20 protein-coding genes are annotated in these 17,348 nt (G+C 65.9%); 14 read left to right on the top strand and 6 right to left on the bottom strand.

The window, feature by feature from the left end; translation table 11 throughout:
- The first annotated feature begins 108 nt into the window (after positions 1-108).
- Positions 109-2,844 (top strand): ATP-dependent DNA helicase, encoded by a 2,736-nt coding sequence (locus tag NZL82_RS03750; protein ID WP_261268432.1) that lies wholly within the window; start codon positions 109-111, stop codon positions 2,842-2,844.
- Positions 2,841-3,374, top strand: a complete 534-nt coding sequence (locus NZL82_RS03745; RefSeq protein WP_261268431.1) for a histidine phosphatase family protein — start codon at positions 2,841-2,843, stop codon at positions 3,372-3,374. Before NZL82_RS03750 ends, NZL82_RS03745 begins: the two co-directional genes overlap by 4 nt.
- Before the next feature lie 43 nt (positions 3,375-3,417).
- Here NZL82_RS03745 and NZL82_RS03740 read toward each other — a convergent pair whose 3' ends face one another.
- Positions 3,418-3,945 (bottom strand): DUF177 domain-containing protein, encoded by a 528-nt coding sequence (locus NZL82_RS03740; protein ID WP_261268430.1) that lies wholly within the window; start codon positions 3,943-3,945, stop codon positions 3,418-3,420.
- Positions 3,942-4,475 (bottom strand): ubiquinol-cytochrome C chaperone family protein, encoded by a 534-nt coding sequence (locus tag NZL82_RS03735; RefSeq protein ID WP_261268429.1) that lies wholly within the window; start codon positions 4,473-4,475, stop codon positions 3,942-3,944. Before NZL82_RS03735 ends, NZL82_RS03740 begins: the two co-directional genes overlap by 4 nt.
- 140 nt (positions 4,476-4,615) lie before the next feature.
- Between NZL82_RS03735 and NZL82_RS03730 the strand changes: the two genes are divergently transcribed.
- The gene (locus tag NZL82_RS03730; RefSeq protein WP_405051340.1) at positions 4,616-5,116 is read left to right on the top strand and encodes an outer membrane protein assembly factor BamE; all 501 of its coding nucleotides are present in this window, start codon (positions 4,616-4,618) and stop codon (positions 5,114-5,116) included.
- A 332-nt stretch (positions 5,117-5,448) separates the two neighbouring features.
- Here NZL82_RS03730 and rho read toward each other — a convergent pair whose 3' ends face one another.
- The 3 genes from rho to hemE all read right to left on the bottom strand — a co-directional run bounded on the left by rho (position 5,449) and on the right by hemE (position 8,366).
- A complete protein-coding gene (gene rho / locus NZL82_RS03725) occupies positions 5,449-6,705 on the bottom strand; it encodes a transcription termination factor Rho (RefSeq protein WP_007405231.1) in 1,257 nt (418 codons plus the stop codon).
- A gap of 180 nt (positions 6,706-6,885) precedes the next feature.
- The gene (locus NZL82_RS03720; protein ID WP_261268427.1) at positions 6,886-7,347 is read right to left on the bottom strand and encodes a CopD family protein; all 462 of its coding nucleotides are present in this window, start codon (positions 7,345-7,347) and stop codon (positions 6,886-6,888) included.
- On the bottom strand, positions 7,344-8,366 hold the full coding sequence (hemE, locus tag NZL82_RS03715) for a uroporphyrinogen decarboxylase (RefSeq protein ID WP_261268652.1): 1,023 nt from the start codon (positions 8,364-8,366) through the stop codon (positions 7,344-7,346). The genes NZL82_RS03720 and hemE overlap by 4 nt, the downstream gene beginning before the upstream one ends.
- A gap of 318 nt (positions 8,367-8,684) precedes the next feature.
- On the opposite strand from hemE, the gene NZL82_RS03710 reads away from it, so the two are divergent.
- From NZL82_RS03710 to NZL82_RS03660, 11 genes are all read left to right on the top strand, one after another.
- Positions 8,685-9,503, top strand: a complete 819-nt coding sequence (locus tag NZL82_RS03710) for a pyruvate, water dikinase regulatory protein (protein ID WP_261268426.1) — start codon at positions 8,685-8,687, stop codon at positions 9,501-9,503.
- Positions 9,500-10,087: a nucleoside triphosphate pyrophosphatase gene (locus NZL82_RS03705; RefSeq protein ID WP_261268425.1), complete on the top strand. Its 588-nt coding sequence runs from the start codon at positions 9,500-9,502 to the stop codon at positions 10,085-10,087. Before NZL82_RS03710 ends, NZL82_RS03705 begins: the two co-directional genes overlap by 4 nt.
- A complete protein-coding gene (aroE, locus tag NZL82_RS03700; protein WP_261268424.1) occupies positions 10,087-10,899 on the top strand; it encodes a shikimate dehydrogenase in 813 nt (270 codons plus the stop codon). Before NZL82_RS03705 ends, aroE begins: the two co-directional genes overlap by 1 nt.
- A complete protein-coding gene (gene coaE, locus NZL82_RS03695; RefSeq protein ID WP_261268423.1) occupies positions 10,896-11,489 on the top strand; it encodes a dephospho-CoA kinase in 594 nt (197 codons plus the stop codon). The genes aroE and coaE overlap by 4 nt, the downstream gene beginning before the upstream one ends.
- A gap of 7 nt (positions 11,490-11,496) precedes the next feature.
- Positions 11,497-12,192, top strand: a complete 696-nt coding sequence (gene dnaQ, locus NZL82_RS03690) for a DNA polymerase III subunit epsilon (protein WP_261268422.1) — start codon at positions 11,497-11,499, stop codon at positions 12,190-12,192.
- 53 nt (positions 12,193-12,245) lie between these two features.
- A complete protein-coding gene (hpf, locus tag NZL82_RS03685) occupies positions 12,246-12,836 on the top strand; it encodes a ribosome hibernation-promoting factor, HPF/YfiA family (protein ID WP_261268421.1) in 591 nt (196 codons plus the stop codon).
- A gap of 64 nt (positions 12,837-12,900) precedes the next feature.
- Positions 12,901-13,371 (top strand): PTS sugar transporter subunit IIA, encoded by a 471-nt coding sequence (locus tag NZL82_RS03680; RefSeq protein WP_261268420.1) that lies wholly within the window; start codon positions 12,901-12,903, stop codon positions 13,369-13,371.
- Positions 13,355-13,813 (top strand): PaaI family thioesterase, encoded by a 459-nt coding sequence (locus NZL82_RS03675; RefSeq protein WP_261268419.1) that lies wholly within the window; start codon positions 13,355-13,357, stop codon positions 13,811-13,813. Before NZL82_RS03680 ends, NZL82_RS03675 begins: the two co-directional genes overlap by 17 nt.
- Positions 13,814-13,818: 5 nt before the next feature.
- Complete coding sequence (locus tag NZL82_RS03670) at positions 13,819-14,145, top strand: DUF1491 family protein (RefSeq protein ID WP_261268418.1); 327 nt, start codon at positions 13,819-13,821, stop codon at positions 14,143-14,145.
- Positions 14,146-14,337: 192 nt separating this feature from the next.
- Complete coding sequence (locus NZL82_RS03665; RefSeq protein ID WP_314732866.1) at positions 14,338-14,955, top strand: cell wall hydrolase; 618 nt, start codon at positions 14,338-14,340, stop codon at positions 14,953-14,955.
- A gap of 61 nt (positions 14,956-15,016) precedes the next feature.
- Positions 15,017-15,505 (top strand): MmcB family DNA repair protein, encoded by a 489-nt coding sequence (locus tag NZL82_RS03660; protein ID WP_261268416.1) that lies wholly within the window; start codon positions 15,017-15,019, stop codon positions 15,503-15,505.
- 118 nt (positions 15,506-15,623) lie between these two features.
- Here the strand turns inward: NZL82_RS03660 and NZL82_RS03655 are convergent, their stop codons facing one another.
- Positions 15,624-17,051 (bottom strand): glycoside hydrolase, encoded by a 1,428-nt coding sequence (locus NZL82_RS03655; protein ID WP_261268415.1) that lies wholly within the window; start codon positions 17,049-17,051, stop codon positions 15,624-15,626.
- Between the last annotated feature and the right edge of the window lie 297 nt (positions 17,052-17,348).

Genomic DNA, 17,348 nt, shown 5'->3' with positions numbered 1-17,348 from the left:
CCACAGAAGCTCATGTTCCACGTGGAACAGAGCAAGAGGGATTTTGCAGGCGATTAAAAGCGGTGCGCCCCGTTGCCATCCTGTTCCGGGTCGCCGATATCCTCGCTTGTGACCGCGCCTCCCTACCCCGCCCTGCACGCCAGCCATAGCGGCGTGTGGATATCCACCCAGGGACAGACGCGCGCCGTCTCGCGTGGCGAAGCGATCGGACTCGCCGCCGAGACGCCGGTGATCCTGCTCAACGCGCCGCTGATCGGGCAGCGCCTGGGCTATGCCGAGCTGTCGGGCCTCGACCTGCTCGAACTCTTCGCCTTTTTGCGACCCGCCCAGTTCGCGGTGCCGACCCCGCATGGCCTCGCCCGTGCCTGTGGCCTGGAACCGCCGCGAAGTGACGCGGAGGTGGCCGCCTTTCTGCTCCAGGCGACCGAGACGTTGCTCGCCACCCCCGATGGTGCCTGGCCCGAGCGCGAGGGGGCATGGACCGCCGCGCAGAGTCTCGCCCGGCTGCGCTGGCCATGGGCGCCGCTGATCGGCCCGCGCCTCACTCGCCCCGAACGCAACGAGCGATGGCTGTTCAGCGCCCTGCCCGAATGGGAGGAGGACGCCCCACGCCCCGCCCCGCGCACCATCGATCTGCCCCCGCAAGACGCGGAAGTCCGCTTGCGCCGTCTGACCGGCGAGGGCGCGGAAGAACGCCCCGGTCAGCGCGCCTATGCCGCCGCCGTCACCGCCGCCTTCGCGCCGCGCGCGGTGCGTGACACCCCCAATATGGTGTTGGCCGAGGCGGGCACGGGCATCGGCAAGACGCTGGGCTATCTTGCCCCCGCCAGCCTCTGGGCCGAGCGGGCGGGCGGCGCGGTGTGGATCTCGACCTATACCAAAGCGCTGCAACGTCAGTTGAGCGGCGAGACCGCGCGCATCTTCCCCGACGCCGTGCTGCGCAAGGAACGTGTCGTCACCCGCAAGGGGCGGGAAAATTATCTCTGCCTGCTCAATCTGGAGGATGCGCTGCAAGGCGGCTTTGCCGGACGCGCGGCGGTGCTGGCGCAATTGGTCGCGCGCTGGGCCGCCTATACCAGCGATGGCGATATGGTGGGCGGCGACCTGCCCGGCTGGCTGACCACCCTGTTCCGTCGCAACGGGTCGGCCGCGCTGACCGACCGGCGCGGCGAGTGCGTCTATGCCGGGTGTCCGCATTATCGGAAATGCTTCATCGAGCGGGCTGCCCGCGCCTCGGTGCAAGCGGATATCGTCATCGCCAACCATGCGCTGGTCATGGTCAACGCCGCGCGTGGGCGCGAGACTCAGACGCGGCCGACCCGCTATGTCTTCGACGAGGGACATCACCTGTTCGATGCGGCGGATTCGATGTTCGCCACCGCGCTGACCGGGGCGGAGACGATCGAGTTGCGGCGCTGGATTCTCGGCCCCGAAGCCGGATCGCGCGGACGCCGCCGGGGTCTGGCCGCACGGCTATCCGATGTCGCCAGCTATGATGAGGGCGGCAACCGCGCGATCGGCGATGCGGTGCAGGCCGCCCATGCGCTGGCGAGCGAAGGCTGGCTCGGCCGACTGGCAGAGGGGCAGCCCTTCGGCCCGATCGAGGCGCTGCTGGCGGCGGTGCGAGGCCTGGCCTTCGCTCGTGCCGAACAGTCGGGCGATGCGGGCTATGGTCTGGAGACCGAACTCGCCGACCCCTCGCCCGAACTGATCGACGCTGCTGGACCTGCCGCCCATGCGCTCGACGCGCTGCTGCGCCCGCTCGTGACTTTGGGGCAGCGGCTGGAGGCGGTGCTGCATGAGGCACCGGACTGGCTCGACGGACCGGCGCGCGCGCGAGTGGAGGGTGCGATCGCCTCGATCGCGTGGCGCGCGGAGACGGTGGCCGCCTGGCTATCGCTGCTCGCGCGGATCGGCGGGCCGGTCGATCCCGATTTCGTCGACTGGCTGGCGGTCGATCGGGTGGAGGGGCGCGAATATGATATCGGGCTCCACCGCCATTGGCTGGACCCCACCCGGCCTTTTGCCGAAATCGTGCTGAAACCCGCGCATGGCGCGGTCGTCACCTCCGCGACCTTGCGCGCCGGAGGGGATTGGGATGTGGCCGAGGCGCGAAGCGGAGCACCGCATCTGGCGCGAAGCCCTGCTCATTTCGTCGCGGAAAGCCCGTTCGATTATCCCGATCGTGCCGAGGTCCTGATCGTGACCGATGTGAAACGTGGCGACATTCCGCAACTCGCCAACGCCTATGCACGACTGATCGAGGCGGCGAAGGGCGGGACGCTGGGGCTGTTCACCGCCATCCGGCGCCTGCGCGGTGTCCATGGCCGCATCGCCGACCGGCTGGCGCGCGAGGGGCTGGCCCTTCATGCTCAGCATGTCGATCCGATCGATACAGGCACGCTGGTCGATATTTTCCGCGACGATCCGTCCGCCTCGCTGCTGGGTACCGATGCGCTTCGCGACGGCGTGGACGTGCCGGGCTCCTCGCTGCGGCTGGTGGTGATGGAGGGGGTGCCATGGCCCAAGCCCACCGTCCTTCATGCCGCGCGCAAACTGGCCGGGGGCGGCAGCGCCTATGACGACCGGATCGTGCGCGCGCGCATGGCGCAGGCGTTCGGACGGTTGATCCGGCGTGCGGACGATCGCGGTGCGTTCGTGCTTCTGTCCGCCGCCATGCCGTCGCGGTTGCGCGACGCCTTTCCGCCGGGGGTCGCGGTCACCCGGGTGACGCTGGACGAAGCGGTCGCGCGGGTCGCGGCGCGGCTTTCCTCCGACGCCGGGATCGGGCATGGAAACAGCGAAACGCTGCCCGCCGCCGCGACGGAGTATCCGGTCCGATGAAGACGCTGACGCTGCTTCGCCATGCCAAATCGAGCTGGGACGATCCGGTCTCCCGCGATTTCGATCGGCCCCTCAACGCCAAGGGCCGCCGCGCCGCCGCGATGATCGGGCGGCATCTGAAATCGCTCGATCTGCAATTCGACCATATCGTCGCCTCCCCCGCCATTCGCGTGATGGAGACGCTGGACGAAGTGTGGGGCGGCTATGGCCGGACGCTGGCGCCGGTGTGGGACAAAGCGATGTACCTCGCCTCCGCCCCCAGCCTGCTCGACCGGGTGCATGCCCTGCCGGACGAGGCGGATCACGTCCTGCTGGTCGGCCATAATCCGGGGCTGGAGGATCTGGTCCTCGAACTGGCGCTGGACAGCGAATTGCGCGAGCGGGTGGAGGACAAATATCCCACCGCCACCGTCGCGCAGATGACCTTGCCGATCACCCGCTGGGCCGAGGTTCAGCCGCATAGCGCAACGCTGGTGGCGTTCATCCGGCCGCGCGATCTGGACCCGACGCTGGGGCCGGATACGCCTTAACGGGGCGTCCCCTCGCCCCTGCCGCTCCACAGCTTCAATTGAATCAGGACTTGCCCTCGAGCTTTGCCTTCAGCCCGGCCAACGCGCCGAAGGGTCCGGCCTCGTCCTCGCTGATGACCCCTGCTTCCTTGAGCGCCGTCGCGGCATTGGGGCTGCGCGGGAACGGGTCCAGCGACAGTGCCATGGTTTCCGCCGCTGCCTCGCCCAGGTCGATCGTGCCGCCTTCGATCTCGATCGTGTCGAGCGAGTCTTCGGACAGTTCGATTTCCTCCTCCGCCCCATGGGCGGTTGGCTCTACGAAGCGAAGCGCTACCGGCTCGTCGACCGTCGCGGGAACGGGATCGCCCGTGACCGAGCAGGGCTGAACCACCGAACCCCGCACCGTGCCGGTGACGAGGATGCCCATCGCGTCGGGTCGCACCACCAGTTCGGCGTTCAGTGCGTCGATCGCCAGCAGCCCGAACCGTCCGGCCAGCGCACGGCGTTCATCGTCATTGGCCTCGATCGCGATCGGCTTTTCCCGCTCGCCGATCGTATCGATCTTTTCGGGGCGGCTCCATTCGGGGGTCACGGTAATTCTCCAAGCAGCAGTCGGGCGAGCGATACGTCCGCCAACCCGCTATGTAGGGTACGAAGCGCCTCGCGAACATGGGCGATGGCGTTCGGATCGGCGGGGACCTCTCCGCGGTACAGATTGCGGAGCAGGGCGGCGTCGAACGCCTCCCCCTCCCCCGCCAGCCCCGCGCGATAGGCGGTCAGGCGGCCGCCAAGCATCGCCATCATCCGGCCGATATGCTTGCCGACCACGATGTCGCCGATGCCCAGTTCGCGAAGCTGTCCGTCCATGTCGGTGACGAAGCGCTCGGTCAACCGCGCCGCCGGGCCTGCGCCTTCGGGCATGGCCTCCAGACGGATCAGCACCATCGACAGGACGGCCGCGATCATGTCGAACCGGCCATCGACCGTGTCGGGCACCGCACCGGCCAGATACCAATGTGGTTCGCGTGCCCGCAGCACCACCGCATTGTACAGCGGCAGGGCTTGATCGCCGTCGCGTCCGAAATAGCGCGCGATTCCCCGCTTGAGCGTTCCCAGAACCATGCGCCCCTCCCTCCTTGCCGCACGATCAGCCGCGCGCGAATTGCTTGTATGCGCCTTTCCCTTCGCATATCGAGGGGGCGACGGTCGAGCGGATCGGTCGCCTGTATACCTGCCTGTGCGGCCGATGATCCGGCCCGGAGATGATGATGAGCGTTTCTTCCACCCGCGCCGCCCTCGGGCTCGGCCTGGCGATGGCCCTGGCCGCGTCCGCCTGTACGCCGCTGCGGTCGCATCAGGGTTATGTGGTCGATGTCGATCTCGTCAACTCGATCCAGCCGGGCGTCGACAACCGCCAGTCGGTGCTCCAGACGCTGGGCACTCCGACGATCAGCAGCCAGTTCGGCGGGACCGACTGGTATTATGTCGCGCGCGACAGCCGCAATCTGGGCTATACCCTGCCCCATCCCTCGTCGCAGATCACGCTGCAGATCAGCTTCGACAAGGCGGGCAATGTGACGACGATCCGTCGCGCCGGGCTGGATCAGGTCGCGGACATCTCGCCCTATGGCAAGACCACGCCGACCCTGGGTCGCGAGCGCGGCTTCTTCCAGGATCTGTTCGGCAATATCGGCGCGGTGGGTGCACCGGGCGCGGGTGCTGGCCAGGGCGGTGGCATGGGCGGCGGGCGCACCCGGCCATAAGGGCTGAAGCGCCTCTCACTTCCCTCCATTCCCGCTGAGCGACGTCGAAGCGCATGGTCCGCGTTTCGCCAACGGACACCCTTGGCCTTCGACCCCGCTCAGGCTGAACGGAGGGGGAGAAACGGTGGGACTGGGGCGCTCCCCCGTTTGGCCGCGTCGCGTGGTAAGCAACGACGCGGCCGTGCCGTGCTTGGACCGGCACGATCCCGAAAGGGGGTGGGATCGGGCCTGCTAACGCCCCAAAACGAAAATGGGTTCGCAAGCGGGCCTATTTCCCGCCGGCGAACCCATCAAACCGTAGCGTCGGCGGGGTTGGTGCCCCCGCCCCGCTCTTACTGGTTCATCGAGTCGAAGAAATCCTCGTTGGTCTTCGAGTTCTTCATCTTGTCGAGCAGGAACTCCATCGAGTCGATCGTGCCCATCTGCATGAGGATGCGGCGAAGCACCCACATCTTGGACAGCTTGTCCTTCTCGACCAAAAGCTCTTCCTTGCGGGTGCCCGACTTGCCCACGTCCATCGCCGGGAAGATGCGCTTGTCGGCCACCTTGCGGTCGAGGACGATTTCCGAGTTGCCGGTGCCCTTGAACTCTTCGAAGATGACCTCGTCCATGCGGCTGCCCGTGTCGATCAGCGCGGTGGCGATGATCGAGAGCGAGCCGCCCTCCTCGATGTTGCGCGCCGCGCCGAAGAAGCGCTTGGGCCGCTGGAGCGCGTTCGCATCGACACCGCCGGTCAGCACCTTGCCCGACGACGGGACCACGGTGTTGTAGGCGCGGCCGAGGCGGGTGATCGAGTCGAGCAAAATGACCACATCCTTCTTGTGCTCGACCAAACGCTTGGCCTTTTCGATCACCATCTCGGCGACCTGGACGTGGCGCTGCGCCGGTTCGTCGAAGGTCGAGGAAACGACCTCGCCGCGCACCGAGCGCTGCATGTCGGTGACTTCTTCCGGGCGTTCGTCGATCAGCAAGACGATCAGGAAGACTTCGGGGTGGTTGTCGGTGATCGCCTTGGCGATGTTCTGCAGCATCACCGTCTTACCCACGCGCGGAGGCGCGACGATCAGCGTGCGCTGGCCCTTGCCCTGGGGGCTGACGATGTCGATGACACGCGCCGACTTGTCCTTCTGGGTTGGGTCGGCGGGGTCCAGGATCAGCTTCTGCTCGGGGTAGAGCGGGGTCAGATTGTCGAAATTGACGCGGTGGCGGACCGCTTCCGGGTCATCGAAATTGACGCTGGTCAGCTTGGTCAGCGCGAAATAGCGCTCGCCGTCCTTGGGCGCGCGGATTTCGCCTTCCACCGTGTCGCCGGTGCGCAGGCCGTGCTTACGGACCTGGTTGGGCGAGACATAGATGTCGTCGGGCCCGGCGAGATAATTCGCTTCCGGCGAGCGCAGGAAGCCGAAACCGTCGGGCAGCACCTCGATCGTGCCGAGACCCATGATCTGGTCGCCCTGCTCCGCCTGCTCCTTGAGGATGGCGAACAGCAGGTCCTGCTTGCGCAGCGTCGACGCGCTCTCGACCCCCAATTCCTCGGCCAGTTGCACAAGGTCGGCGGGGGTTTTCTTCTTGAGGTCTTTCAGATGCATGATCGGTCCGGATGGTCGGAGGGCGTCGGTCGGCGATGATCGCGGCGAAACGAGGCTGTCGATAAGGAAGCGTACCCGACGCGAGGACCGCGCCGTACAGGTGCCGAGTTAGGATTCGAAGACCCCCAAGTCAATGGGGAATGGAGACGCGGGCGCTTCGCTCGCGTCTCCGGCTCCTGTTCAGAACGGCTTGATGACCACCAGCACGACGATGATCGTCGCCGCCAGCGCGGGCACTTCGTTGATCATGCGCAATTGCTTGCCGGTCAGCTTCGTCTCCCCGCACGCCAGCTTCTTCGCATAGCCGACCATCCAGCCATGATAGCCGCTGAGCAGCAGCACGAAGAACAGCTTGGCATGGAGCCAGCCCAGTCCGGGCACGCCCGAGAACAGCCCCAGCGATACCGCCAGCAGCAGCCCCAGCACCCAGACCGCGATCATCGCAGGCGTCAGGATGATCGAACGCAGCTTGCCCTCGCGCTCGACCCAGCGCGCGGCGTCCGTCGCGTCACCCGCGACCAGAGCCTCCTGATGATAGACCAGATAGCGCGGCATCATGAACAGCCCCGCCATCCAGAAGATGACGAAGATGATATGCGCCGCCTTCACCCATTCATAGGCGGCCCCCAATAGTCCGATCATAGGTCGTTCCTCACACGGGCGATCAGCCGCTCGACATGCGCGATCGGCGTGTCGGGCAATATGCCATGCCCCAGATTGAAGATATGCGGCCGGTCGCCAAAGGCGGCGAGGATGCGATCGACCGCTCCGTCCAGTGCCTCGCCCCCGGCGATCAGCGCCAGCGGGTCGAGATTGCCCTGCACCGGCAAGCCCTTGGGCATATAGGTATCTGCCCAGACCGGATCGACCGTCTCGTCCAGCCCGACCGCGTCCACCCCCGTCTCGCGGGCATAGGCGGGCAGCTTGCCACCGGCGCCCTTGGGGAAGCCGATCACCGGCACGCCGGGGCAGCGTTTGCGGAAGCCGTCGACGATCGCGGCATTGGGCGCGATCACCCAGCGCTCGAACTGCGCCGGGGACAAGGAGCCCGCCCAACTGTCGAACAGCTGCACCGCCTCGACCCCGTTGGCGACCTGCCCCGCCAGATAGTCGACCGTCATGTCCACGATGGCCTGGATGATCGCCCCGAACCCGGCCGGATCGGCATAGGCGAAGCGCCGCGTCTCGCCCTGGTCCTTGGACCCCTGCCCCGCCACCATATAGGTCGCGACCGTCCAGGGAGAGCCCGCAAAGCCCAGGAAGCTGGTCTGGGACGGCAATTGCGCCTTCACCCCTGCCACGGTGGCATAGACCGGGTCGAGCCGCTCAGGGACGCGCTCCAGGGCATTCAGCGCATGATCGACCAGCGCAGGCGCCAGACGCGGCCCCTCGCCCACCCCGAAGCTCAGATCCTGGCCCAGCGCCCATGGGACCATCAGGATGTCGGAGAACAGGATCGCGCCATCGAACCCGAACCGCCTGATCGGCTGCACCGTCACCTCGGCCGCCGCCGCCGGATCGGTGGCCAAAGCCAGGAAGCCCCCCTTCTCTGCCCGCAATGCGCGATACTCCGGCAGATAGCGCCCGGCCTGTCGCATGAGCCACATCGGTGGCGTTGCCTGCCGCTCACCGGAAAGCACGGCGAGCAGGGGTTTTTGAATCGCAACGTCGGTCAGGAGACCCCCCTTCTTCTAAATAAGAAGATTCTAAGAATGGATTGTTGAAGTGGTTGGCACGTTGGTTGTCGGGATTATGCGGCTCTCCCCGATATGCCAACACGTTGACTCATGGGGAATCGCCGATTCAACGGGATTCGGATTCATGACCCCCGTAACTCACAGGCTGTGGAAAAGAATCGGGCCTGTGAGATTCATTGTGGACGAATCGGTCGTTATCCACCGCCGGTCCGCCGCTTGGCCGGTCGGCGAAGTTACGCTACCGATTCTTCCCATGTTATCCACAGAGTCATTAGGCCGGTCATGACGACGCGGCTCCACCTCCACCTTTTGTCCGATTCCACGGGCGAAACGCTGGAGAACATCGCCAAGGCGGCGCTGGCGCAATATGACGATGTGGAAACCGTCCGGCACTTCTGGCCGATGGTCCGCACCGAAAGCCATCTGGAGCGTATCCTTCAGGAGATCGCGCAGAATCCGGGGCTGGTCATCTACACGCTGGTCAACCCGGCGACCCGCCGCATCCTGGAAAGCCGGTGTCATGCGCTGGGCCTGCCCACCGTCGCGCCGCTCGACCCGGTCAACGCCGCATTGTCGGGGCTGTTGGGTGTTCAGGCCAAGATGCGGCCCGGCCGCCAGCATGTCCTGGACGCCGCCTATTTCGCGCGGGTCGATGCGATCCAGTTCACCATCGCGCATGACGACGGCATCGCCTGGGAGGAATGGGAGGAAGCCGATATCGTGTTGGCCGGGGTCAGCCGCTCGTCCAAGACGCCGACCTCCATCTATCTCGCCAATCGCGGCTTCAAGACCGCCAACATCCCGATCGTGGTCGAAAGCCCCCCGCCCCCGTCGCTGTTCACGCTTAGAAATCCGCTGGTCGTCGGGCTGACCACGAGCGCGGATCGGTTGATCGCGATCCGGCGCAACCGGCTGCTCTCGCTCAACCAGGCGCCCGACACCGACTATGTCGCGCAGGAGGCGGTGAACCGCGAACTCACCTTCGCCCGCCGGATGTTCGCCGATAATGACTGGCCGGTGATCGACGTGACCCGCCGTTCGATCGAGGAAACGGCGGCGGCGATCATCTCCCTCGTAAATCAAAGAAAGACCGACGCATGATCATCCTCGCCTCGCAAAGCGCCTCGCGCCGGGCGATGCTCGACGCCGCCGGGGTCGCCTATGAAGCCCTGCCCGCCCGCGTCGACGAAGCGGCGGTCAAGGCGGCGATGGCGGGTTCGTCCCCCCGCGACCTGTCCGACGCGCTGGCCGAGATGAAGGCGGTGAAGGTGTCGGCGAACGCCGGGCCGGTCCCGGTGCTGGGGTCGGATTCGATCGTCGCGCTGGCCGACGGCACGCTGCTCGACAAGCCCGAGAGCCGCGAGGAAGCGGCCGAGCATCTCGCGCGGATGAGCGGCGGCAGCCACGAATTGTGGAGTGCCGCCGTCATCGCCGAGCATGGCCGCCCCGTCTGGCGGCAGGTCGAGCGCGCCAGGCTCCATGTTCGTCCCCTCTCCCCGGCCTTTATCAACCGCTATCTGGATCAGGAATGGCCCGCCATATCGGGTTGTGTCGGCTGTTTCCGGATCGAGGGACCGGGCGTCCAGCTCTTCTCGCGGATCGAGGGGAGCCATTTCACCATTCTGGGCATGCCGCTGCTTCCCATACTGGGCTATTTGCGCGAGCGCGGATGGATGCCCGCCTGATGGCCAGGCCCTATGCGGAGGTGATCGGCGATCCGATCGGCCACACCAAATCGCCGCTTATCCACAGCTTCTGGCTGGAGGCGCTGGGGATCGACGCGGAGTATCGCGCCACCCACGTCACGCCCGACGCACTGCCCGGCTATTTCGCGACGAGGGCCGCAGATCCCGACTGGCGCGGCTGCAACATCACCGTGCCGCACAAGGTCGCGGCGCTGGCGCATGTCGAGGATCGCGAGGATGTTCGCACATCGATCGGCGCGATCAACACGGTCATCCGGGCGGAGGATGGTGCGCTGACCGGCACCAACACCGACGCGTCCGGATTCGCGGCGCCGCTGGCCGGACTCGATCTCGCGGCCAAGCCGGTGACGGTGATCGGGGCAGGGGGGGCGGCCCGCGCCGTCCTGTTCGCGTTGTCGGATATGGCGGTCGGCCCGGTGACCCTGTTCAACCGTGATGTCGCGAAGGGAGCGGATTTGCTGTCGTCCTTTGGGCTCGAGGGGCAGGCGCTGCCGATCGGGGAAGCGGTTCCGCCATCGGCGCTGCTGGTCAATGCGACCAGCCTGGGGATGACGGGCCAGCCGCCGCTCGCCCTCGACCTGTCGGCCTTGCCCGCAGAGGCGGTGGTCTATGACATCGTTTATGCGCCGCTCGAAACCGGGCTGCTGGCGGCGGCGCGGGGTAGGGGTCTGGTCGGGATCGACGGGCTGGAGATGCTGATCGGCCAGGCGGCGGTGGCGTTCCGGTTGTTCTTCGGGGCGGAGCCGCCGCGCGACCGGGACGACGAATTGCGCCGTCGCCTGCTGGCATGATCGTCCTTGGCCTCACCGGTTCGATCGGGATGGGCAAATCCACCGTCGCGCAGATGTTTCGTGACGAGGGGGTGCCGGTGTTCGATGCCGATGCCTGTGTCCATGAACTGCAAGGACCGGATGGGCGGCTGGTCGCGGCGATCGAGACGGCTTTTCCCGGTACGACCGATTCGGGGGGTGTGAATCGCGCCGCGCTCGGTCGTGCCGTGCTGGGTGATGATTCCGCGATGCGACGGTTGGAGGCGATCGTCCATCCGGCAGTTCAGACGGAGAGGGCGGCCTTTTTGGCGCGCCATGCCGCCTCGCCCCTGGTGGTGGTGGACGTGCCGCTGCTGTTCGAAACCGGTGGTGATAAGGCTGTGGATAAGACGTTGGTTGTATCGGCAGAACGGGCCGTGCAGGAGGCAAGGGTGTTGGCAAGACCCGGTATGACCAAAGCCAAGTTCGCCGCGATTCTGGGGCGTCAAATGCCCGATGCGGAAAAGCGTGCGCGCGCCGATCACGTCATCGCGACCGACATTCCGCTGGCCGAAACGAAGGCGGCGGTGCAGCGGCTGATCGCTTGCATGAGGGGCGATGAAGGCCGATAGTCGGCTCATGAGAGAGATCGTTTTCGACACCGAAACGACAGGGTTCAAATTTTCGGAAGGCGACCGGCTGGTCGAAATCGGCTGTGTCGAACTGGTCAACCGGGTCGAGACCGGCCGCACCTATCACGCCTATTTCAACCCCGAACGGTCCATGCCGCCAGAGGCGCAGGCGATCCACGGATTGTCCGACGCGTTCCTGAAGGACAAACCGGTCTTTGCCGCGGGCGTGGCCGAGTTTCTGGACTTTATCGGCGACGCGCCGCTGATCGCGCACAACGCGACCTTCGACTTCGGCTTCATCAACGGCGAACTGGGTGCGCTGGGCTTTGCGCCGGTGTGCGAGAAGACCCGCATGGTCGACACGCTCGTCATCGCGCGACAAAAGCACCCCGGCGCCAAGCATACGCTGGACGCGCTCTGCTCGCGCTATGGCATCGACCGGTCGCACCGCGTGCTGCACGGGGCGCTGCTCGACGCGCAACTGCTGTCGCAGGTCTATGTCGAGCTGATGGGCGGGCGCCAGATCGGTCTCGGTCTCCTGGCGGAGACGGCGATCGATTCCGGCCCGACCATCGTCGCCCGCGCGCCGGCAAAAGTCCGTCCGCCCCGCATCTTCCGCCCCAATGACGCGGAACTTGCCGCCCATGCTGCGTTTCTAAAGGGGATCAAAGATCCGATTTGGGGGGCCGAGGCGTCCGGTTGACGCCACGGGACAGGCCAAAAGGACCGTCCCACCACGTGCATAAGGAGAAGACGATGGATATCCGGATTTCTGGTCATCAGGTCGAAACGGGCGACGCGCTGCGGACCCATGTGACGGACCGGCTTCAGGGTATCGCCGAGAAATATTTCGCCCGTGCCATGTCGTCCGAGGTGACGTTCGGCAAGGGCCCGCACGACATCGGCTTCAAATGCGATATCGTGATGCATGTCACTCGCGGCCTGGTGCTGAAAGGTCGTCACGACGCGCAGGACGCGCATCTTTCGTTCGACGGCGCGGCGACCAAGATTGAGAAACAGCTTCGCCGCTATTCCCGCCGCCTGAAGGATCGCAATGCCGGGCAGGCGATCGAACTGGCCGAAGCCGGGGCCTATGATGCGGGCTATACCCTGTTCGCCGAACAGGTCGATGAGGACGAAGCGGGCGATGCGCCCCTGATCATCGCCGAAACGCGGGTCGATATTCCCGATGCCAGCGTGTCGGACGCGGTCATGATGCTCGATTTGCGCAATACTGCGGCGCTGTTGTTTAAGAATTCGGGCACCGGTTCGTATAATATGGTCTATCGCCGGGGCGACGGAACCATCGGCTGGGTGGAACCGCAAAGAGCCTCGTCGGCGGGATAACCCCTATCGTTCTTCCGCGCGGGCCGCTAATAGGCGGGCCGCGCGGGGGCGCACCGGAAAGACCATGAACGATTTCAGCGATCTGTTGCGCCATGAAACGGTGCTGGCGGGTGTATCCGCCGCCAACAAGAAACTCTTGTTCCAGACTCTGGCGGCTGCGGCCGCCGAACCTGCGGGACAGGATGCCAAGCTGTTGGCCGATGTTCTGACCGAACGCGAAAAGCTGGGCTCGACCGGCTTTGGCGGGGGCGTGGCGATTCCACACGGGAAGGTGGCGGGACTGGACCAGATCGTCGGCGTGTTCGCCCGGCTGGCCCAGCCGGTGGATTTTCAGGCGGTCGACGATATGCCGGTCGACCTGGTCTTCGCGATGTTTTCCCCCGCCGATGCGGGATCGGCGCATCTCAAGGCGCTGGCCCGGGTGTCGCGCCGTCTTCGCGACAAGGGTTTCGTCGCCAAGCTGCGTGGCGCGGGGTCTCCCGATGCGATCTGGGCCTTGCTGACCCAGGACGAGGCGCGTGACGCCGCGGCCTGAGGGCGAGGCGGCGCATTTCCGGGCGCTGGAGGCTCTTTATGCCGAGGCTCCGATCAATCGCCTGTTCGACTCCCGTCTCGAAATTCCCGAGCCGGGAATCGCGCGTATCCGCTTCAAGGTGGACGAGCGGCATTACCACGCCGCCGGGGCCGCACATGGCACCAGCTATTTCAAGATGCTCGACGATGCGGCCTTCTATGCCTGCAACAGCCTGGTCACCGATCGTTTCCTGCTGACGACCCAGTTCAACCTGCTGCTGACGCGTCCGGTCAAGGCCGGGGAGGTGATGGCCGAGGGACGCTGGGTCAGCGGGCGGCGGCGCGTCTTCGTCGCCGATGCGCGGCTGATCGACGCCAGTGGAGAAGAGGTGGCGCGGGGCACCGGGACCTTCATGCGCTCGCAGATCGCGTTGGCGGGGCTACCCGGCTATCGGACGGCCTGAGCGCGATGGACGGCCGCCTGCCCAGCGGAATGCTGGTCACCGCGCTGCTGCGGCGGATGAACGATAGCGGCGGCATGGGCATGGTGCTGGCGCGAGGCGATGCGCAGGCGGGCGGCATATTGGTGATCGCCATCGGCCCCGACCGGACCGAGCGCGTGCTGGAGCGCGGAATCGGTCCCGATGGCCGCATCACGCTGATCGATACCACCCCGAAAGACGACGTCGCGGGCTATTGGCAACGCCGCCGGTCGCGCGATCCGGACCTCTGGGTCTTGGAACTGGATGGCGCTGCGGCGGAACGGTTCACCGCTGAAACGATCCTGAACGATTGACGAACGAGGCCGGATCGGCCACGAGCGCCCTCATCTTAATATCGCGTTGTGCTTATCGGGTGCGATCCGGTGGGTTACGCAGTCGGGGGGAAGCCCGGACGAGCGCCTTTGGGCAATGCTCGGGTCCGTGATCCAACCGCATGTCTGTTCGAGTGAATGACGGTATTCAAACGAGTCGCGGCGTCTGCGGCCATGGCTCTTTCCCTGGCGGGCCTCCTCGCCACCAGCACGCCCAGCTTGGCCAATGTCGCCGGCGGTGTTGCACCAGCCACTGCAATGGCTGTTTCCGGGATCAACGCGGCCGACCTGCCGCTGGTTCCCACGAGCGCCCGGGCCACCATGTCCCCGCTCCCCAATTTTTCCGAAGTTTCTGAAACGGATGAAGACGGCGACGACGATTTCGAGTCGCTGGCCGAGGCCGTTGCGGCCCAAGACGACATGGCGTCGAGCGAAGAGCTCCGCTGTCTCGCCGGTGCCATTTATTTCGAATCGCAGGGTGAACCGCTCAGCGGACAACTCGCCGTGGCGCAGGTCATCCTGAACCGCACCAAGTCGGGCCGCTTCCCCACCGGGGTGTGCGATGTCATCAAGCAGCGCGGGCAATTCAGCTTCGTGCGCCACGGTGAGATCCCGTCGGTCAGCCCGTCGCGCAGCGCCTATCGCACCGCCGTCGCGGTGGCGAAGGTCGCACTGGCCCAGGCTTGGGACAGCACCGCGGGCAAGGCCCTGTATTTCAACACCCCTGGCAACCGCCCGGGCGTGCGCGTGCAGAAGGTCGCGGCGATCGGCAACCATATCTTCTATCGCTGATCCTCCAGCCCCGCCGATGCGGGGCTTTGCTTTTGTTCGCCAAATGTTCTAAGCGGGTGGTATGTTGGACATGCCGCCCGCTTCGTGCGTCGACGATCCGCTGTCTCCGCTCTGCGCCGCCGATGTCGCGCGTGGGGTGACCCGGATGCTGCTCCGCCACGATCTCATCACCATTCCCGAAGTCCCGCTGGAGGGCGGCCGTCGTGCCGATCTGATGGCGCTGGATGCTCGGGGCGGGATCGTCGTGGTCGAGATCAAGGTGTCGCGGGCGGATATGCTGGGTGACGGCAAATGGCCCGATTATCTGGCGCATTGCGACCGTTTTTACTGGGCGGTGCCCGCCGGCTTCGACTGGTCGCCGCTGGAAAGTCCGGCCTTTCTGCCCGAGCGGACGGGGATCATCGTCGCCGACCGTTACGACGCCGCGATCGTGCGGGAGGCGCATAGTGTTCCGCTGCCCGCACATATCCGCAAGAAGACGACGCTGAACTTCGCAAGGCGGGCAGGGCGGCGGATGATCGGGCTGACCGATCCTGACGCGGGGATGTGAGGGCGGTTTCGCGTGGCCTTCGGCTTCGCTCAGCCGGAGCGTAGCTTGGTATCACGCCCCACAAATCTCCATGACCCGTTCAGCCTGAGCGCAGCCGTAGGCCACGTGCCACTCAACCCTACCGCGTCAAGACCAAGGTCACGATCGACCGCGGCGGCGCGACCTCGCCCGGAACCGCTTCCGCCTTGTGAGTCGCATCGGTCAGGAAGATCTGCCGCCGCCACTCACCCGGCACCGCGACGGTCAGCGGACGCGGCGACAGCCCCGGATTGACGTGTACCAGCACCAGCCGCCGTCCGTCGGGGGACAGTGCGCCCACCGTATCCTGATCGTCCACCGGGATCAGCCGGTCACCGGGACGAATATGGCGGCTGAACTGCGCCATCGCCCAATATTTGCCGGTAACGTGGATCGCATGGGGCTGATCGGGTGCGCCCATCAGATCCGCCTTGACGATGCCCCAGTTGGAGCCCTTCTCGCCCTTGCGCGTGCTCAGATCCTCCACCGCCTGCCAGAAGACCCAGGCGGCGGGCTCCAGCCGCTTGAGATCGCCGACGACATGCTCGGCAAAGGCGAGGGGGGTCGCCATACCGGTGAAATCCTCCGGATCGCGCGACAGCGGCGTGTCGTTCTCGCTCATCCACAGCTTGATGCCAGAGGCGCGGGCGATGTCGCGCACCGCCGTCTGGTGGACGGTGCCATAGCTGTGGACGTTGAGCTGCCCGATCCGGGCACGGGTGGCGGCGGGATAGGCGGCCCAGTCCTCGACGAACAGGTTGGATGAGGTTTCATCGGGCGCCGCGATGACGGTGGAAAGATTGCGCGTCTTCAGCGCGGCGGCGGTGGCGTCGATCATCTGCGCCTGCCGCGCGGGCGACCAATGCGCGCCTTCCTGCGTGTTGGTGGCGAACCAATAGTCGGTATTGGGTTCGTTGACCGGTGACAGGGTCCGGAAACGAATGCGGTGCCGCCGTTGCAGCTCGTCGGTGACTTGGACGAGATAGGAGGCGAAGGCGGTTTCCTGACCGGGGCGCAGATTGTCGTCAGTGCCCTTTTCGGCGCCCGACACGCGCCCGCTGACCGTCATGAACCAGGGGGGCGAGTTGGAAAAGGCCTCGAAGATCGGTTGCTTCACCCGTGCCGTGATCGCGTCCAGCCACCAACGCTGATTGGCGTCCTGACTCCAGTCCCACATGGCGGGATCGTCGGCATGCCACCAGTCCTTGCCGGTCGCCCCGGCCGGTTGCCGCCAGAAGCCGGGGACCGCGCGCCCGACCTTCATATAGGGCGCGGTGTCCGCCGCATTGCCACCGCCGATATTGTAGCGCGCGATCGTCCAGCCTAGCCCTTGTGGGCCATAGAAGAGATCGACCAGCCGCGTCCGTTCCGCCTCCGGCCAACCGCCGGTGACATGCGCGAACCACGCCAGCGCGGTGCCCCAGCCCTCGAACACCGTCGACGGCCGGTCGATCGCGGGACGCAGCGTGATCGGTACGGCGGGGTCGGCATGGGAAGCGGGAGGGGCCGTGGTGCCATGTTGCGCCATGGCCGGAGCCGCAAGACTTTGGGCGAGGGCGAGGGCGAGGGTCGCGCCCCAGCCCACCCGTCCGCCTCGCACGGCCCGATTTGTCTGTGCAACCCGCCGCCCCTGCCGCTTCATCGACCCACTCCTGATAATAGGTCAGGCTATAAAAACGGGCTATATGGATTCGTCAATGCCCGTAAACCGTAAACAATTTCAGTATCTAAGACGAAAAAGGCCAAAAATTGCGCTCAAAATGATGATAGGGTCCATATTTCCTATTGCGGCCGAAACGGCATATTCTTATAAATCAGACAAATA

This window comes from Sphingomonas sp. LC-1, assembly GCF_025371035.1.
GTDB classification, from domain to species: domain Bacteria; phylum Pseudomonadota; class Alphaproteobacteria; order Sphingomonadales; family Sphingomonadaceae; genus Sphingomonas; species Sphingomonas sanguinis_E.
Note: the sequence above shows the minus strand (reverse complement) of the source record. Positions and strands in the feature narration are given on the sequence as shown.